The sequence below is a fragment of the Diaphorobacter sp. HDW4A genome, from assembly GCF_011305995.1.
GTDB lineage: Bacteria > Pseudomonadota > Gammaproteobacteria > Burkholderiales > Burkholderiaceae_C > Diaphorobacter_A.
Genome location: NZ_CP049910.1, coordinates 3,874,125 through 3,890,400, shown reverse-complemented (window position 1 = coordinate 3,890,400; position 16,276 = coordinate 3,874,125). Strand labels below are relative to the sequence as shown.

The following is a 16,276-nucleotide window of genomic DNA, read 5'->3' as shown; positions in this document are numbered from 1 at the left end:
CGCTTATTTCGAACGTTTCACCCGCATCAACTCATCGAGTATCAAACAGATCGCGCCAATCGTGATCGCGCTGTCCGCGATGTTGAATGCCGGGAAGTGGCGGCCACCCAGATGGAAGTCGAGAAAGTCGACCACATAACCGTGCTGCAGGCGATCCACGACGTTGCCGATGGCGCCGCCGAGGATGCTGGAGAGCGAGAACGCGAACAGCTTCTGGCCCGGATGGGCGCGCAGTTGCCAGACGATGAAGACGGCTGCTGCGAGGCCGATGCCGGTGAACACCCAGCGCTGCCAGCCACCCGCGTTGGCAAGGAAGCTGAAGGCGGCGCCGGTGTTGTGGGCGCGCACGACGTTGAAGAAGCTGGTGATGTGCGTGGCATCGCCGAGCCTGTAGTAGCCGAGGATCAGTACCTTGGTGAATTGGTCCGCGAGGAAGATCACCACAGCCCAGGCGAGCCAAGGCCAGATGCTTGCGCCGCCAGTGCCGCTGCTGTTGCCGCGCGCCATGGTCAGACGAACGACCGGGTTTCGCCGGCGCCGTAGAGGTTGCTCACGCAGCGGCCGCAGAGCGTGGGCTGCTCGGCATTCGCGCCCACGTCGCTCTGGTAGTGCCAGCAGCGGTCGCACTTGGTGTCGCCCGAGGGCGTCACTTCGACGGCGAGGGCATCACCGGCCTTGAGTTCGACCTTGGAGACGATCAGTGCGAACTTGAGATCACCGCCCAGCGATGCGAGCAGGGCGTGGTCTTCCGGCGCTGCGGTGAGGATGATCTCTGCCTGCAGCGAGGAGCCCACGGCGCCGCTGGCGCGCACGGCTTCGATTTCCTTGTTGACTACGTCGCGGATCGCGCGGATGCGTTCCCACTTGGCGCTCATCGCTTCGTCGCCTGCGGCGATGGTGCCGTAGGTTTCGAGGAAGATGGATTCGGACGAGCCAAACACCTTCCACGCTTCTTCTGCCGTGAAGCTGAGGAACGGGGCCATCCAGCGCAGCATGGCGTGCGTGATCTGGTGCAGGGCGGTCTGCGCGCTACGGCGTGCGTGGCTCTTTTCGCCGGTGGTGTAGAGGCGGTCCTTGAGCACGTCGAGGTAGAAGCCGCCGAGGTCTTCCGAGCAGTACAGCTGCAGCTTGGTGACGACCGGGTGGAACTCATACACCTTGTAGTGCGCAAGGATGTCCTGCTGCAGCGCGGCGGCGCGGCTGAGCGCGTACTGGTCGATCTCGAGCATCTGATCGAACGGCACGCTGTCCCTGGCGGCATCGAAGTCGCTCACGTTGGCCAGCAAGAAGCGCAATGTGTTGCGGATGCGGCGGTAGCTGTCGACCACGCGGGCGAGGATCTTGTCGTCGATGGCGAGGTCGCCCGAGTAGTCGGTCGATGCGCACCACAGGCGGATGATTTCTGCGCCCAGCTTGCCGCTCACCTCTTGGGGTGAGATGGTGTTGCCGAGCGACTTGCTCATCTTCTTGCCTTGGCCGTCCACCGTGAAGCCGTGCGTGAGCAGGCCCTTGTACGGCGCGCGGCCGTAGATGGCGGAGGCGAGCAGCAGCGACGAGTGGAACCAGCCGCGATGCTGGTCGTGGCCTTCGAGGTACAGATCGGCCTCGGGGCCCGAGTCGTGGTGCATGTTGTTGTGCGTGCCGCGCAGCACATGCCAGAAGGTGGAGCCGGAGTCGAACCACACTTCGAGGATGTCGGTGCTCTTGGTGTAGCTCTTGGCTTCTTGCGCGCCGAGGATTTCTTCGGTGGTCACGCGGCTCCAGGCTTCGATGCCGCCCTTGCCGACGATCTCGACGGCCTGGTCGAGGATTTCCATCGTGCGCGGATGCAGCTCGCCCGAATCCGTGTGCAGGAAGAACGGGATCGGAACGCCCCAGCTGCGCTGGCGCGAGATGCACCAGTCGGGACGACCGGCGATCATGTCGCGCAGGCGGCTCTTGCCGTTTTCGGGGTAGAAGCTGGTGTGCTCGATGGCTTCAAGTGCGATTTGGCGCAGCGTTTGCGCGGGTTTGTCACCGGCCTTGGTGAACACGCCTTCGCCTTCGTCCATGCGGATGAACCACTGCGCGGCGGCGCGGTAGATCACCGGCGTCTTGTGGCGCCAGCAGTGCGGGTAGCTGTGGGTGATGACCGTGGTGCCGAGCAGGCGACCGGCCTTGTCCAGCGCTTCGAGGATGACCGGAACGGCCTTCCAGATGTGCTGGCCGCCGAACAGCGGAAAGTCGGGCGCGTAGGTGCCGTTGCCCTGCACGGGGTTCAGGATCTCGTCGAGCTTCATGCCGTGCGCGATGCAGGACTGGAAGTCGTCCAGACCGTAGGCGGGCGCGGAGTGAACGATACCGGTACCGTCGGTGGCGGTGGCGTAGTCGGCCAGATAGACCGGCGACAGGCGCTTGTAGCCCGCGTCCACGTCGTACAGCGGATGCTCGAATTCCAGACCGGCGAGCTTCTCGCCCTTGGTCACGGCCAGCACCTTGCCTTCGAGGTTCCAGCGCTTCATGGTGTCTTCCACCAGCGTCTCGGCCACGATCAGCAGGCCGCGCGCGGTGTCCACCAACGCGTAGGGCAGTTCGGGGTTCAGGTTCAGCGCCTGGTTGGCGGGGATGGTCCACGCGGTGGTGGTCCAGATCACGACGAAGGCGTCCTTCTCCAGCTTCGGCAGGTCGAACGCGGCAGCCAGCTTGGCGGGCTCGTGCGCCTTGAACATCACATCCAGCGTGTTGCTCTTCTTGTCCTGGTATTCGATCTCGAACTCGGCCAGCGACGAGGCGCAATCAAAGCACCAGTACACCGGCTTGAGGCCGCGGTAGACAAAGCCGCGTTCCATCACGCGCTTCAGGGCGCGCAATTCACCGGCTTCGTTCTCGAAATTCATCGTTTTGTACGGGTGCTCCCAGTCGCCGAGCACACCGAGGCGCTTGAAGTCCGTCATCTGCTGGGCGATCTGCTCGGTCGCGAAGGCGCGGCTCTTGGCTTGCATCTCGTCGCGTGGCAGGTTGCGGCCATGCAGCTTTTCGATGGCATTCTCGATCGGCAGGCCGTGGCAGTCCCAGCCCGGAGCGTAGAGCGCGTTGAAGCCTTCGAGCTGGCGGCTCTTGACGATCATGTCCTTGAGGATCTTGTTCACCGCGTGGCCGATGTGCAATTGGCCGTTGGCGTACGGAGGGCCATCGTGCAGGATGAACTTGGGCGCGCCGCAGCGGGCGTCGGTCAGCTTCTTGTAGATGCCTTCGTCCTGCCATTCCTTGACCCAGCCCGGCTCGCGCTTGGGCAGGTCGCCGCGCATCGGAAACGATGTGTCGGGCAGGTTCAGGGTCTTGCGGTAATCCGTTTTGTCGGACGCGGTTGTGGCTTGCTGTTTATCGGACATGAGCTGAAGATTCTTGAAAACGAACAAGCTCCGTCAATGGCGCGGAGCTCTGAATACGAGATACGGGGGGAAGATGACGAGCGAGCGTCAAATTCGGTCGCGTGTGGTCTGACGCCGGGTTTCGGCATGCGTGGAGGCGGCAAAGAACGCGCGGGCATCATCGCAATCCTTGGCGATGCCAGCGGTCAGGGCGTCGAGGCTGTCGTATTTCAGCTCGTCGTGCAGTTTGTGCAGGAGTTCCACGCGGATGATTTTACCGTAAGCCCCTTCGGCCCCCAGATGGGTGGGCCATTCCAGGCAATGGGTTTCCAGCAACACCCGGCCGCCGTTCACATCATTCGGGTCGATGGAGGGGCGTACGCCCAGGTTGGCGACGCCCGGCAGGGCATGTTCGGCGAGGCCATGCACGGCCACGGCGAAAATGCCGCTCGCCGCCGGCTTCCAGTGTTTGAATCGGAGGTTGAGCGTGCGAAAGCCGTCCTGCTCCGCACCCGTCGCAGCCGAGCGCCCCAGTTGGCGGCCGAGCTTGCGCCCATGCACCACATGGCCGGAAATCGCATAAGGCCGCCCGAGCAGGCGCGCGGTTTCGACCAGTTCGCCCTTGCCAAGCGATTCCCGCACGGCCGAGCTGGACACCCGAAGGCCGTGGACCTCGTAGCTGTTCATGCGCGCCACGTCGAAGCCATGGGTGCGCCCCGCAGCGTCCAGCATGGCGTAATCGCCCGCGCGCTTGGTGCCGAAGCGGAAATCATCGCCCACGAGCACGTATTTGGCGTTGAGGCCTTCCAGAATCACGTCGTTGATGAAGGCCTCGGGCGGCTGGCTGGCCAGTTTTTCGTTGAACGGCAGCACGATGGTCTGTTGCACGCCGCAGGCCGCCAGTTCATTGAGCTTGTCACGCAGTGTGCCGACGCGAGCAGGCGCGAGTTCGGGCTTGTTCAGCTTGCCCGCGAAATAGTCGCGCGGATGCGGTTCAAACGTGAGCACGCAACTGGCCACGCCGCGCTGGCGGGCCTCATTGTTGAGCAGGGCCAGCATGGCCTGATGCCCGCGGTGCACGCCATCGAAATTGCCGATGGTGAGAGCACACGCCTGTGCGACACCAGGATGGTGCAAGCCTCGGAAGATCTTCATCGCTTTACTTTTCTTTTGATAGCGTTTGACCGCCACGCGGAGGGCAAAAGACGCCAATTCGTCACGAAAAGAGTATATTGTGAGTCAGCTGACCGCCTCGAGGGCGGGTCGGCACTGGTTATCTGCGTTCCGAATCTTGTTTTTCAACGGATGAACTGGAGGCGTGTGGTGAAGGTGTTGAAGCTGTCCGCTCAGGGATTGCCGCAATCGTGGGTGACGCTGGAACAGGCGGTCACCCATTACGCGGCGGGAGAGGTGCGCTGGGAACTCGGCGCACAGGTGGCGCTGTTTCGCGGCGGCCACAACGCCGTCACGGGCGAACAGTCGCAGATCGCGGTCAGCAGCATCATCGGCACCAAGGGCGTTCCGGCCATCGACCCGTTCCATCTCAAGCCCACGCTGACCAACAGCAAGCTCTTCATCCGCGACCGCAACGTCTGTGCCTACTGCGGCGGTGATTTCCACGAGGAAGACCTCACGCGCGAGCACATCGTGCCCTTCGCGAGAAACGGCCAGGACCACTGGATGAACGTGGTCTCCGCCTGCCGCCCCTGCAACCACCGCAAGGGCCCTCGCACGCCGGAGCAGGCGCACATGCCGCTGCTCTACGCACCCTACGTGCCCAGCCTCTGGGAAGACTTCATCCTGCGCAACCGGCGGATTCTGGCCGATCAGATGGAGTTTCTGATGGCGCATGTGCCCAAGTCTTCACGGTTGCTGAATAGCTGAGCGCTCCAGCGTCTCCATTGAGTCGGACGAGGCTCGCAGATACTTCAGGGGCTGAACGTTTTTGCGCGCGTGTTTGCTCCCAAGGCGTAGCCGCTTCGCGGAGCCAGTCCTTATTCACTTTCCACCCAATCACATCGTTTTTTATTCTTTGTTGTGATTTGAACGCCCACCTACATTGAAGTCCATAGCCATCAGCCGATGGCGAACGGCGGAATGTGGCAACCAATGAGGTGAGCGATCATGAGTACGGTGGAACTGGATATTGAAGTGGCGAATCTGGCACCTGTACTGCGGCAGGCCATGGCCAGCGCGCAGGATGAGGGGCTGCCCTACGCGGGGAGCGTGCCCCCCGTGCAGGCTTGGGAGCTGGCGCGGCGGGGACAGGCGGTGCTGATCGATGTGCGCACTGCCGAGGAGCGCAAGTTCGTGGGGCAGGTGCCGGACAGTCTGCATGTGGCCTGGGCCACGGGCACGTCGCTGAACCGCAACCCGCGTTTTGCACGTGAGTTGGCAGCGCTGGTGTCCAAGTTGCCCAAAAACGATGAGCACACCCCGGCGGTGCTGCTGCTGTGCCGCAGTGGCAAGCGTTCCGCGCTGGCCGCGCAGGAAGCGGCGAAGGCGGGTATCGAGTGGGTGTTCAACGTGAGCGAAGGCTTCGAGGGCGACAGCGACGATGCGCAGCAGCGCGGGCATTTCAATGGCTGGCGCTTCCACGGGCTTCCGTGGGTGCAGGACTGATCGCGGCGGAGGGCAACGAGATGAGTACCTTCGACATTCCCGAGATCGTCAAGCAACTGCGGCAGGTGCGTGACCAGTGGCGCGAAAAGCAGAACCGCACCGATACCGAGTACCGTGAATTCCCCTCGCGCGACGCGATTGCGCGTGCGGTGGAGTCGTTCAAGGGCGTGCTGTTTCCGCTGCGGCTCGGGCCGCCCGAGTTGCGGCATGCGACCGAGGATTTCTACGTCGGCCACACACTCGACAGTGCGCTTCAGACGCTGCTCGCGCAAGCGCGCATCGAGCTGCATTACCGCCAGCGCGGCAGCGCGGTGGGTGTGCAGGAGGTCGATGCGCAGGCGACGAACGCGGTGCACCAGTTTGCGCACAGCCTGCCGCAACTGCGGCAACTGCTCGATACCGATGTGCTCGCGGCGTTTCAGGGTGATCCTGCCGCGCGCAGCGTGGACGAGGTGGTGCTGAGCTACCCGGGCGTGCTGGCGCTGATCCATCACCGCATCGCGCACACGCTGTATCGGCTGGAGCTGCCGCTGCTTGCGCGCATCGTCTCCGAACTCGCGCACAGCCAGACCGGCATCGACATCCATCCGGGCGCGCAGATCGCGTCGGGCTGCTTCATCGACCACGGCACGGGCGTGGTGATCGGCGAGACCGCGCAGATCGGATCGAACGTGCGTATCTACCAGGCGGTGACGCTCGGCGCCAAGCGCTTTCCGAAAGACGAGCAAGGCCATCTGCAGAAGGGCTGGGCGCGGCATCCCATCGTGCAGGACGATGTGGTGATCTATGCGGGTGCGACGATTCTGGGACGGGTGACGATAGGACAGGGCGCGGTGATCGGCGGCAATGTGTGGATCACCGACGACGTGCCGTCCGGCACCCATGTGTCGCAGGCGCGGCTGCAGAAGGACGCGGACGCCACGGGTTCGTCCACCGTCAGCGAGGCACGCGTTGCCGCGTGAAACTGCAGATGAGTTCACAGACCTTTGTACATGACTTCGGGCTGGCCGTGCGCCAACTGCGCGAGGCGCGCGGCTGGTCGCAGGAGATGCTGGCATCGCATTCCGATCTGCATCGGACCTATGTGGGCGAGGTCGAGCGCGGGCTGGTCACGCCGTCGCTGATCACGCTGCACAAGCTGGCGTCAGCACTCGGCATGAAGGCGTCGGACCTGCTCTCGCGCACCGACCAGATCGCCTCGCTGCGCGCAACGCAATACCTGCGCTTGACGGCTATAGCCTGTTGAGGCGGCGGCGTTCGCAATCAACACTTGAAGTTCATTTTCGACTTCTTCTGCTTTTTCTTCTTCTTTCTCGTCTTCATCTTTTCGATCCTTTCAGGAGCCTTGTTCCATGACAGCAACCGTAGGCGGCACCACCGCACTGGGCGACAACGCAGCACGCCAACTGGCCAACGCGACCAAGACCGCGCCTCAACTCTCGACCATCAGCCCACGCTGGCTCACGCACCTGCTGCAATGGGTGCCGGTGGAGGCGGGTATCTACCGCGTCAATCAGGTCAAGAACCCGGAGGCCATCAAGGTCACCTGCACCGCCAAGGAGCATGAGAACCAGTTGCCGCGCACCTTCGTGGACTACGACGAGAAGCCGCGCGAGTTCTTTCTGAACGCGGTTTCCACCGTGCTCGATGTGCACACGCGCATCTCCGATCTCTACAGCAGCCCGCACGACCAGATCAAGGAACAGCTGCGACTGACCATCGAGACCATCAAGGAGAACCAGGAGAGCGAGCTCATCAATAACCCGGAGTACGGCCTGCTCGCGCAGGTGAGCGACGAGCAGCGCATCTTCCCTTTGAGCGGCGCGCCCACGCCCGACGACCTCGACGAATTGCTCACCAAGGTGTGGAAAGAGCCTGCGTTCTTCCTCGCGCACCCGCTCACCATCGCCGCGTTCGGCCGCGAAGCCACGCGCCGTGGCACGCCGCCGCCGACGGTCAGCCTGTTCGGTTCGCAGTTCATCACCTGGCGCGGCGTTCCGTTGATTCCTTCGGACAAGGTGCCGGTGGCCGATGGCAAGTCCAAGATCCTGCTGCTGCGCGTGGGCGACCACCGTCAGGGTGTGGTGGGGCTGTTCCAGCCGGGCCTGCCGGGCGAACAGGCTCCGGGGCTGTCGGTGCGCTTCATGGGCATCAACAACCATGCGATTGCGTCGTATCTGATCTCGCTGTACTGCTCGCTCGCGGTGCTCACGCCGGATGCGGTGGCCGTGCTCGACGATGTGGAAATCACCAAATACCACGACTACTCGGTGCTCGACACCTACAAGTAAATCGGCGATCTGCCAGTTCATGAAAGGGGCGTGTCTTGAGCACATCCAATCCATTACCTATCGCTGAGGCCGCACCCTTCGATCCAGCAGCGCTTGCGCGCATTGCGAGCGAGCTGTTTCGCCGCGCGCCGGGCACGCAGACGCAGCCCGTAGGCGTGCAGCCGCCAACGAACTGGGCACCCGGGGGGTCGCCATTGGCAAGCCCAGCGGGCTTTTCACCCAATGTGCCGGGCACGCCCATTCCGCAGGGGCAGATTCCGGGCGCGAACTTCCTTCCGTCCAACCCGGGCGGTGTTCTGGCGCTTGGCAATCGTGTGAACGCCTTGCCGCCGAATGCGGTGGCGGGCAACGGAGTGCCGGACAAAGCGTTCGCCGCCGTGCCTGCTTACGAGCCGCGTTTTGCGGGCGTGACCGATGGTGCGCCGGTGCTTTCAAAAGGCGCTCCGGTGCAGCCAGTGCAACCATCCAGCGGCGGCCTGGATGCGCTCAGTGAGCAGGCCGTAACGGCATTCGCGCATCAGAACGCGCCGGGCGCTTACGCGTTTCCTGCCGTGCCTGAAGCGGTGAAGCTGCCTGCCAATGTGGTGCCTGCTGCAAGTACAGTAAGTGCCGATCCGCAGTTCTACTTTGTCGATGCAGTCACGTTGCCAAATGGCTTTGTCACGCCGCCTAAGCCGCATCCACATGGCGAGCAGGCTGCGCCGCAAATCCCCGCGCCGCGCAATGCTGGCTTCGACGTTCAGGCGGTGCGGAGCGATTTCCCGATTCTTTCGGAGCGCATCAACGGCAAGCCGCTGATCTGGCTGGACAACGCGGCCACCACGCACAAGCCGCGTCAGGTGATCGAGCGCATCGCGCATTTCTACGAGCACGAGAATTCCAACATCCACCGCGCCGCGCATGCGCTGGCTGCGCGCGCGACGGATGCCTACGAGCATGCGCGCGAGGTGGTGCGGCGCTTCATCAACGCGCCCGATGTGAACGAGGTGATCTTCGTGCGCGGCACGACCGAGGCCATCAATCTCGTGGCCAAAAGCTGGGGCGGCAAGCACGTGGGCGAGGGCGACGAGATCATCGTCTCGCATCTGGAGCACCACGCCAACATCGTGCCGTGGCAGCAACTGGCCGAGGCCAAGGGCGCGAAGCTGCGCGTGATTCCGGTGGATGACGAGGGACAGATTCGCCTCGATGAATACCAGAAGCTCATCAACGACCGCACCAAGATCGTCGCCATCGGCCATGTGTCGAACACGCTGGGAACGGTGGTTCCGGTGAAGGAAGTGGTGGAGATCGCAAAGCGCAAAGGCATCGTCACGCTGGTCGATGGCGCGCAATCCATCGCGCATACGCCGGTGGATGTGCAGGACATCGGCGCAGACTTCTTCGTCTTCTCTGGCCACAAGATCTTTGCACCGACTGGCATCGGCGCGCTCTGGGGCCGCCGCGAGGTGCTCGAAGACATGCCGCCGTGGCAAGGCGGCGGCAACATGATTGCCGATGTGACCTTCGAGAAAACCGTGTTCCAACCGCTGCCCAACACGTTTGAAGCGGGCACCGGAAACATCGCCGATGCCGTGGGGCTGGGCGCGGCCCTGGAGTATGTGGAGCGTCTCGGCATCGAGAACATCAGCCGCTACGAGCACGCACTGGTCGACTACGGCATGCAGCAGCTGGGCCGCATTCCCGGGCTGCGTCTGATCGGCACGGTACCGGGCAAGGCGAGCGTGCTGTCGTTCACTCTGGCGGGCTACACGACCGATGAGGTGGGCAAGGCGCTCAATGCCGAAGGCATCGCAGTGCGCACCGGGCACCACTGTGCGCAGCCGATTCTGCGACGCTTCGGCGTGGAGACCACCGTGCGTCCATCACTCGCGTTCTACAACACGTTCGAGGAAATCGATGCGCTGGTGACGGTGGTGCGCCGGCTGGCCGGGCAGCGGCGCGGTCAGTAGGTTTCGAGGTGCAGGCGGCCTTGCTGTTTGAGCTTGGCCGCCACGTTCTCCCAGTTTAGTTCGGCCTGCACGATCACATCGCGCAGCGCGAGCACCACGCCTTCTTCCATGCTCTTCAGGCCGCAGACATAGATGTGCGTGTTGTCGTCGCGCAGCAGTTCGGCGAGGTCGATGGCGCGCTCGCGGATGACGTCCTGCACGTAGCGTTTGGGGATTCCCGCTACGCGCGAGAAAGCGAAGTTGTTGTCGATGAAATCCTTGGGCAGGTTCTGCAGCGGGCCGAAATACGGCAGCTCCTGCGGCGTGCGTGCGCCGAAGAACAGCATGAGCTTGCCTCCGTCGAACTTGCCGCTCTTGCGCAAGCGGCGACGCCATTCGGTCATCGCGCGCATCGGTGCGCTGCCGGTGCCTGTGCAGATCATCACGATGTGCGAGCGCGGATGATTGGGCATGAGGAAGGAGTGGCCGAATGGGCCGATCACCTGCACCGCGTCGCCCACCTTGAGGTCGCAGAGATAGTTGCTGGCCACGCCGCGCACCGGCTGGCCTTCGTGGTCCTGCATGACGCGTTTGACGGTGAGCGCGACGTTGTTGTAGCCCGGCCTCTCGCCATTGCGTGCGCTGGCGATGGAGTACTGGCGCGCCACATGCGGTCTGCCGTTGGCGTCGACACCCGGCGGGATGATGGCGATGGACTGGCCTTCGAGCACCGGAAACGGCATCGCACCGAAGTCCAGCACGATGTGGTGCGTCTCGTTGTCGAAGCCCGCTTCGGTGCAGTTGATGTTGCCGACCACGGCGGCGCTCACCGGGTTCCTGGGGCCGTACAGATTGGTATAAGCGTGGGCAGCAGACCATGGCGGAACCGTGGCTCCGAAAGCGGCTGAGCGGAACTCGGCTTCGCGCGTTTCTCCCGCGTTGGAAGCCAAGCCTGCCACTGCGGCAATGGCTGCCTGCGCCTGCGACAGGTCTTCCACTTCGGCACTGCCCGCTGCATCTGAACTAAGCGCGGCGGCTGCTAGACGTTCGGGTGGCAGCTCCGGTGGCAGGGCTTCCCAGCCGAACTGATCGGCCAGTGAATAGGCCTCGGCCACGGGCACCTTGCGCCAGTTGTCGATGCTGCCGGTGGGGCAGGGAGAGATGCAGTCCATGCAGCCATTGCATTGGTCGGCCATGACGACGTAGTTGGTGTCGTCATGCGTGATGGCACCGATGGGGCAGGTCGCCTCGCAGGTGTTGCAGCGGATGCAGATTTCCGGGTCGATCAGATGCTGGTTGAGGATGCCGTTCTCGATCATCGTGGTGGTGCTCATGATCTGCTGTCTCCTTGCGGCGGTTGGAGCGCCGCTTCGCGTTGCAGTCCGCCTCAGTTGAAGCGCACGTAGTCGAAGTCCACCGGCTGGCGGTTGATGCCCATGACCGGCGGCGCGATCCAGCCCGCGAATTTTCCGGGTGCGAGGCACCGCTGCATCAACGATGCGACGAAGGCGCGATCCGCGTCGCTCGCCAGCCATTCGTCCTTTCGTGTCTGCCATTCCTGCTCGGTCACCGGGCGGCCGTCGGGGCTCATGCGCACGCCTGCGAGCGCGCCGATCTGGCGGTTGAAGGCCTTGTGCGGAATGATGAGACGAAAGTCGATGCCCGCCTTTTCCATGACCTTGTTCCAGCGCCCGACGCCCGCGTTCGAGTCCTTGATGTAGTCGTCGCGCAGCACTTCGTTGAGGGCGTTGAGCATCGGCACTTCCTTTTCCTGCAGCTTGCCGTCCACCACTTCAAGCACCTTGTAGCGCTGGTCGTGCAGTGCGTGGTCGTCCGAGCGTTTGCCTTCTTCATAACGGCCCTTGAGGCCCGAGCTGTAGAAGGTTGCGGCGTTGCTTGACTGGTCGGCACCGAACAGGTCGATGGTCACGCTGTAGTGAAAGTTCAAGTAGCGCTGGATGGTCGGCAGATCGATCACGCCGGCCACGCGCAGTTTGGCCACATCGTCGGTCTTGAGCTCGTTCATCACCTGGCAGGTGCGCTGCAGCACACGCGAAACGCCTGATTCGCCGACGAACATGTGGTGCGCTTCTTCGGTCAGCATGAACTTGGTGGTGCGCGCGAGCGGATCGAAGGCGCTTTCGGCCAGCGCGGCGAGCTGGAATTTGCCGTCGCGGTCGGTGAAGTAGGTGAACATGAAGAACGCGAGCCAGTCCGGCGTCTTCTCGTTGAACGCGCCGAGGATGCGCGGGTTGTTCTCGTCGCCCGACTGGCGTTCGAGCAGCGCCTCGGCTTCCTCACGGCCATCGCGGCCGAAGTATTTGTGCAGCAGATAGACCATGGCCCAGAGGTGACGGCCTTCCTCGACGTTCACCTGGAAGAGATTGCGCAGGTCGTAGAGCGACGGCGCGGTCAGGCCCAAGTGGCGTTGCTGTTCGACCGACGCGGGCTCGGTGTCACCCTGGGTGACGATGATGCGGCGCAGATTGGCGCGGTGCTCGCCGGGCACTTCCTGCCAGGCCTTCTCGCCCTTGTGATCGCCGAAGTGGATAGCGCGTTCCTGATCGGCCGGATTGAGAAAAATGCCCCAGCGGTAGTCGCGCATCTTCACGTAGCCGAACTGCGCCCAGCCCTGCGGATCGACGCTCACCGCGGTGCGCAGATAGACGTCGTGATTGGTCGAGCCTTCGGGGCCGACGTCGTCCCACCATTGGATGAAGTTGGGCTGCCAGCTCTCGAGCGCGCGCTGCAAAGTGCGGTCGCCGCTCAGATCGACATTGTTGGGAATCTTGACGCTGTAATCAATGTTGCTCATCTCTCTTGTCTCCTTGTGATTTTGTGAGGCATTCGGGTCAGACGCGGTTGAGATCAAAGCCCGCCCTTTGCCCCGATCCGTAGAGTTTGAGCGCGCCCTTTTCGCCGACCGCATTCGGACGGATGAAGATCCAGTTCTGCCATGCCGAGAGGCGGCCGAACACACGCGTCGCCAGGTTCTCCTTGCCGTTGAAACGCAGGTTGGCTTCGAGGCCGGTGAGCGCATCGGATGACATGGCAGCGCGCTCCTCAATCGCGATGCGGATCTCGTCTTCCCAGTCGATGTCGTCGAGCGCCGCCGTCACAAGACCAAGCTTGTGCGCATCGTCGCCATGGAGTGCGCTGCCGATGCTTGCGTGAACGGCTTTGAGCGGCGCTTCTTCTTCGTAGAAACGGCGCTGCAGGCGGCTTTGGTCGTTCACCAAAGGCAGCAGCCCGAAGTTGAATTCATCCAGCGTGAGCTTGGGTTCGCGGTCGGGTTCATCGGGCAGCACCGCCATGTAGGTGCGATCCGCTGCAAACGCCAATTCGGCCAGCATTCCAGCAAAGCACGAACCCGGCTCGATCAGCGCGAACAGCGAGCGCGAGGACACATCGAGCCGCGCAAATGTGCGGCGCAGCAACCCGATGGTTTCGCCCACGAGCCAGTGGTTCTTGTGCAGCAGCATGGCCGCGTCATACGCGAGCACGTTGGCGGCATCGCCTTGCGTTTTCAAAACCCAGGTGCCGATGTCCAGCTCGTTGGTGCGCAGATGCAGGATCGCATCGTCGAGCTCGCGGCCCATGGCGAGCGGCCACCAGTTTGTTGCCTGTTCTGCGATGGCTTCTGCAGTCTTTGGCGGCGCGCCTTCGGGAGCCTTCGCGATGATGGTGGCGGTGCGTTTGGCGCGGTCGATGTCCACGTTCACATGCGCATAGCGCAGGCTGTTTTCATTGAGTTCGCGCTCCACGCGGGTGAGCTTTATGCCTTGTGCCTTGGCCGGTCGTGAGCTGCCCGCCGCCAGCTTTTGCGCACGCTGCGTCACCGTGTCGGCAAACTGCGCGGGCTTGGCAATCGCGTCAACCAGACGCCAGTCCACCGCGCGCTGGCCGCGCACGCCTTCGACGCTGGTGCAGAAGATGTCGGCCAGATCGTTGCGCACATGGCGCTTGTCGGTCACACGGGTGAGGCCGCCGGTGCCGGGCAGCACGCCGAGCAGCGGCACCTCGGGCAGCGAGACGGCGGAGGAGCGGTCGTCGATCAGCACAATGTCGTCGCAGGCGAGAGCCAGCTCGTAGCCGCCGCCCGCACAGGCTCCGTTGACGGCGGCGACGAACTTGAGGCCGTCGCGCTTCGAGCTGTCTTCCATGCTGTTGCGCGTCTCGTTGGTGAACTTGCAGAAGTTCACCTTCCATGAATGCGAGGAGACGCCGAGCATGAAGATGTTAGCGCCTGAGCAGAAGATGCGCTCCTTGCCACTGGTGACCACCACGGTGCGCACCTGCGGGTGCTCGAAGCGGATGCGGTTGAGCGCGTCGTGCAGCTCCACGTCCACGCCCAGGTCGTAGCTGTTGAGCTTGAGCTTGTAGCCGGGGCGGATACCCCCGTCCTCAGCGATGTCGAGTTTCAGGCGCGCGATCTGGCCGTCCACTTCAAACGACCAGTGGCGGTACTGCGAGGGTTCGGTGCGGTAGTCGACGATGGGGTGCTGCTGCTGGGACATGGGCTTCCTCGTGGGATGAAGAATAGTGCATCAAATCGATGGAGATGAGCACAATTATGCAGCTGTGGATTTTTATTGCACGTCATAACATGCAATATGATGCAGTTTTTGCCAATTCCTAGGGAAAGTACGGACACCGCCGTGTGTCCTTGCTGGGACGCGGCGGTTTGGCTGTCAAGGCAATGCTCAGGGTGCAATCGCGCGGTTCGCCTTCTTCGCTGCGGCGCGCAGCTCTGCCACGCGCGCTGCGGTGATGTCGCTGCCCTGACCACCTGGCAGAGCACCCATCTGGCCGCGCACATAGTTGCTCAGGTCAGCGATGGCCTGATCGTCGAGGTCGTTGGCGAAGCCCGGCATGCCGGGCAGGGCAGTCGGGCCGCCTTCCGCGCCGCTGCGTTTGGGCAGGCCCACGAGAATCGCGAGCACCAGATTGCGGCCGTCGGGTTGGCGCACCGTGCTGTTGCCCAGCAGTGGCGGCATGGTGAGCTGGCGACCAAGGCCCTGCGAGCCATGGCAGCTCGCGCACAGGGCCATGTAGTGGTCTTGCCCCGCGATGAGCTTGGCCGGGTTGGGTGCGGGTATCGGCAGCACCTTGGCGGCGGGTGGCGTGTCGCCCATCAGAAAGGTGACCACGGCCTTGGCGTCGTCGGCGCTCAGGTATTGTGTGCTGTTGGCGATGACCGGATGCATCTCGTCGAATGCGCTGCCCGATGTCGAATAGCCGCGCGTCAGAAAATCGTGCAGATTCGCAGGCGTCCAGCCACGTTCTGCCAGTTGCGCAGAGGTGATGTCGGGTGCGGCGAACAGGCCGAGCGTGCTGCCCGTGAGCCATTTCGAGTTGTCCATACCGCCGAGTTGGGTGCGCGGTGTGTGGCACTCGGCGCAGTGGCCGAGCACGTTGCCGAGATAGCGGCCACGCTGCCACTCGACGCTCTGGCCCTGCGATGCGACGGGGAGTTCATCCTTGTGGTGGTACAGCATCTTCCAGCCCAGCATCAGCACGCGCAGGTTGAACGGGAAGGGCATCTCGGGCTTCTGATTGGCGCGTGCGGATGGAGGCTGGCGCAGCAGATAGGCGTAGATCAGATCGGAATCTTCGCGCTTTATCTGGTGGTAGGACGCATAAGGCATGGCCGGATAGAGTTGACGGCCACCGGGCGCGGTGCCGTTGGCCACTGCGCGGTAAAACTCGTCGGCATTCCAGCGACCAATGCCGTGGTCGGGGTCGGCGGTGATGTTGGTGCCGTAGATCGTGCCGAAGCCGGTCTGCAATGGAAAGCCGCCTGCAAAGGGCTGGCCGTTGACGGCCGTGTGGCAGGCGATGCAGTCGCCCATGCGCGTAAGGTATTCGCCCTGCTTGAGCTGTTGCGGCGTGGCCTGCACGGTCTGCGGCGCGCGATCGGGAACGGTGTGTCGGTTGCCCGCGACGGCGGCCACCACGAGCAAGAGCAGCAGCACGATGACGAGCAGAAAGAAGTTGCGCCAGCCATGGCGGCGTTTGCGCGCGGGCGGCGGCGGCGTGTGATGAGCCGGATCGACAGGTGCAGCGCTTGGCGAGTTCATGG

Annotated in this window: 13 protein-coding genes; 6 read left to right on the top strand and 7 right to left on the bottom strand. The window is 63.4% G+C overall.

Annotated features, from left to right (window positions below):
• Positions 1 to 3: 3 nt before the first annotated feature.
• The 3 genes from lspA to G7047_RS17855 form a co-directional block, all read right to left on the bottom strand.
• The gene (lspA, locus tag G7047_RS17865) at positions 4 to 507 is read right to left on the bottom strand and encodes a signal peptidase II (protein ID WP_166308356.1); all 504 of its coding nucleotides are present in this window, start codon (positions 505 to 507) and stop codon (positions 4 to 6) included.
• Between the two features lie 2 nt (positions 508 to 509).
• Positions 510 to 3,371, bottom strand: coding sequence for an isoleucine--tRNA ligase (ileS, locus tag G7047_RS17860; protein ID WP_166308353.1), 2,862 nt, complete (start codon positions 3,369 to 3,371; stop codon positions 510 to 512).
• Between the two features lie 87 nt (positions 3,372 to 3,458).
• Entirely contained in the window at positions 3,459 to 4,505 is a 1,047-nt protein-coding gene (locus G7047_RS17855) for a bifunctional riboflavin kinase/FAD synthetase (RefSeq protein WP_166308350.1), read from the bottom strand.
• A gap of 168 nt (positions 4,506 to 4,673) precedes the next feature.
• Here G7047_RS17855 and G7047_RS17850 point away from each other — a divergent pair, with 168 nt between their 5' ends.
• From G7047_RS17850 to G7047_RS17825, 6 genes are all read left to right on the top strand, one after another.
• Positions 4,674 to 5,234: an HNH endonuclease gene (locus tag G7047_RS17850; protein WP_166308347.1), complete on the top strand. Its 561-nt coding sequence runs from the start codon at positions 4,674 to 4,676 to the stop codon at positions 5,232 to 5,234.
• 240 nt (positions 5,235 to 5,474) lie between these two features.
• Complete coding sequence (locus tag G7047_RS17845; RefSeq protein ID WP_166308344.1) at positions 5,475 to 5,972, top strand: rhodanese-like domain-containing protein; 498 nt, start codon at positions 5,475 to 5,477, stop codon at positions 5,970 to 5,972.
• Between the two features lie 20 nt (positions 5,973 to 5,992).
• Positions 5,993 to 6,934 carry a serine O-acetyltransferase EpsC gene (gene epsC, locus G7047_RS17840; protein ID WP_166308341.1) on the top strand — a complete coding sequence of 314 codons (942 nt, stop codon included), beginning with the start codon at positions 5,993 to 5,995 and terminating at the stop codon, positions 6,932 to 6,934.
• Between the two features lie 8 nt (positions 6,935 to 6,942).
• Positions 6,943 to 7,218: a helix-turn-helix domain-containing protein gene (locus G7047_RS17835; protein ID WP_166308338.1), complete on the top strand. Its 276-nt coding sequence runs from the start codon at positions 6,943 to 6,945 to the stop codon at positions 7,216 to 7,218.
• A 106-nt stretch (positions 7,219 to 7,324) separates the two neighbouring features.
• Positions 7,325 to 8,263 carry a family 2A encapsulin nanocompartment shell protein gene (locus G7047_RS17830; RefSeq protein WP_166308335.1) on the top strand — a complete coding sequence of 313 codons (939 nt, stop codon included), beginning with the start codon at positions 7,325 to 7,327 and terminating at the stop codon, positions 8,261 to 8,263.
• Between the two features lie 35 nt (positions 8,264 to 8,298).
• Positions 8,299 to 10,215 carry a family 2A encapsulin nanocompartment cargo protein cysteine desulfurase gene (locus G7047_RS17825; protein WP_166308332.1) on the top strand — a complete coding sequence of 639 codons (1,917 nt, stop codon included), beginning with the start codon at positions 8,299 to 8,301 and terminating at the stop codon, positions 10,213 to 10,215.
• Here the strand turns inward: G7047_RS17825 and boxA are convergent.
• From boxA to G7047_RS17805, 4 genes are all read right to left on the bottom strand, one after another.
• Entirely contained in the window at positions 10,209 to 11,528 is a 1,320-nt protein-coding gene (boxA, locus tag G7047_RS17820) for a benzoyl-CoA 2,3-epoxidase subunit BoxA (protein ID WP_166308329.1), read from the bottom strand. The two genes, G7047_RS17825 and boxA, sit on opposite strands and share 7 nt — an antisense overlap.
• A gap of 53 nt (positions 11,529 to 11,581) precedes the next feature.
• A complete protein-coding gene (gene boxB / locus G7047_RS17815) occupies positions 11,582 to 13,009 on the bottom strand; it encodes a benzoyl-CoA 2,3-epoxidase subunit BoxB (protein ID WP_166308326.1) in 1,428 nt (475 codons plus the stop codon).
• 37 nt (positions 13,010 to 13,046) lie between these two features.
• Complete coding sequence (gene boxC, locus G7047_RS17810) at positions 13,047 to 14,711, bottom strand: 2,3-epoxybenzoyl-CoA dihydrolase (RefSeq protein WP_166308323.1); 1,665 nt, start codon at positions 14,709 to 14,711, stop codon at positions 13,047 to 13,049.
• Positions 14,712 to 14,897: 186 nt separating this feature from the next.
• Positions 14,898 to 16,274, bottom strand: coding sequence for a cytochrome c (locus tag G7047_RS17805; RefSeq protein WP_240939166.1), 1,377 nt, complete (start codon positions 16,272 to 16,274; stop codon positions 14,898 to 14,900).
• Positions 16,275 to 16,276: the final 2 nt, after the last annotated feature.

What these genes read in the sequence shown, in the direction of transcription:
- lspA (WP_166308356.1), bottom strand. Translation starts at nt 507, where the DNA reads ATGGCGCGCGGCAACAGCAGCGGCACTGGCGGCGCAAGCATCTGGCCT.
- ileS (WP_166308353.1), bottom strand. Translation starts at nt 3,371, where the DNA reads ATGTCCGATAAACAGCAAGCCACAACCGCGTCCGACAAAACGGATTAC.
- G7047_RS17855 (WP_166308350.1), bottom strand. Translation starts at nt 4,505, where the DNA reads ATGAAGATCTTCCGAGGCTTGCACCATCCTGGTGTCGCACAGGCGTGT.
- G7047_RS17845 (WP_166308344.1), top strand. Translation starts at nt 5,475, where the DNA reads ATGAGTACGGTGGAACTGGATATTGAAGTGGCGAATCTGGCACCTGTA.
- epsC (WP_166308341.1), top strand. Translation starts at nt 5,993, where the DNA reads ATGAGTACCTTCGACATTCCCGAGATCGTCAAGCAACTGCGGCAGGTG.
- G7047_RS17835 (WP_166308338.1), top strand. Translation starts at nt 6,943, where the DNA reads ATGAGTTCACAGACCTTTGTACATGACTTCGGGCTGGCCGTGCGCCAA.
- G7047_RS17830 (WP_166308335.1), top strand. Translation starts at nt 7,325, where the DNA reads ATGACAGCAACCGTAGGCGGCACCACCGCACTGGGCGACAACGCAGCA.
- boxA (WP_166308329.1), bottom strand. Translation starts at nt 11,528, where the DNA reads ATGAGCACCACCACGATGATCGAGAACGGCATCCTCAACCAGCATCTG.
- boxB (WP_166308326.1), bottom strand. Translation starts at nt 13,009, where the DNA reads ATGAGCAACATTGATTACAGCGTCAAGATTCCCAACAATGTCGATCTG.
- boxC (WP_166308323.1), bottom strand. Translation starts at nt 14,711, where the DNA reads ATGTCCCAGCAGCAGCACCCCATCGTCGACTACCGCACCGAACCCTCG.
- G7047_RS17805 (WP_240939166.1), bottom strand. Translation starts at nt 16,274, where the DNA reads ATGAACTCGCCAAGCGCTGCACCTGTCGATCCGGCTCATCACACGCCG.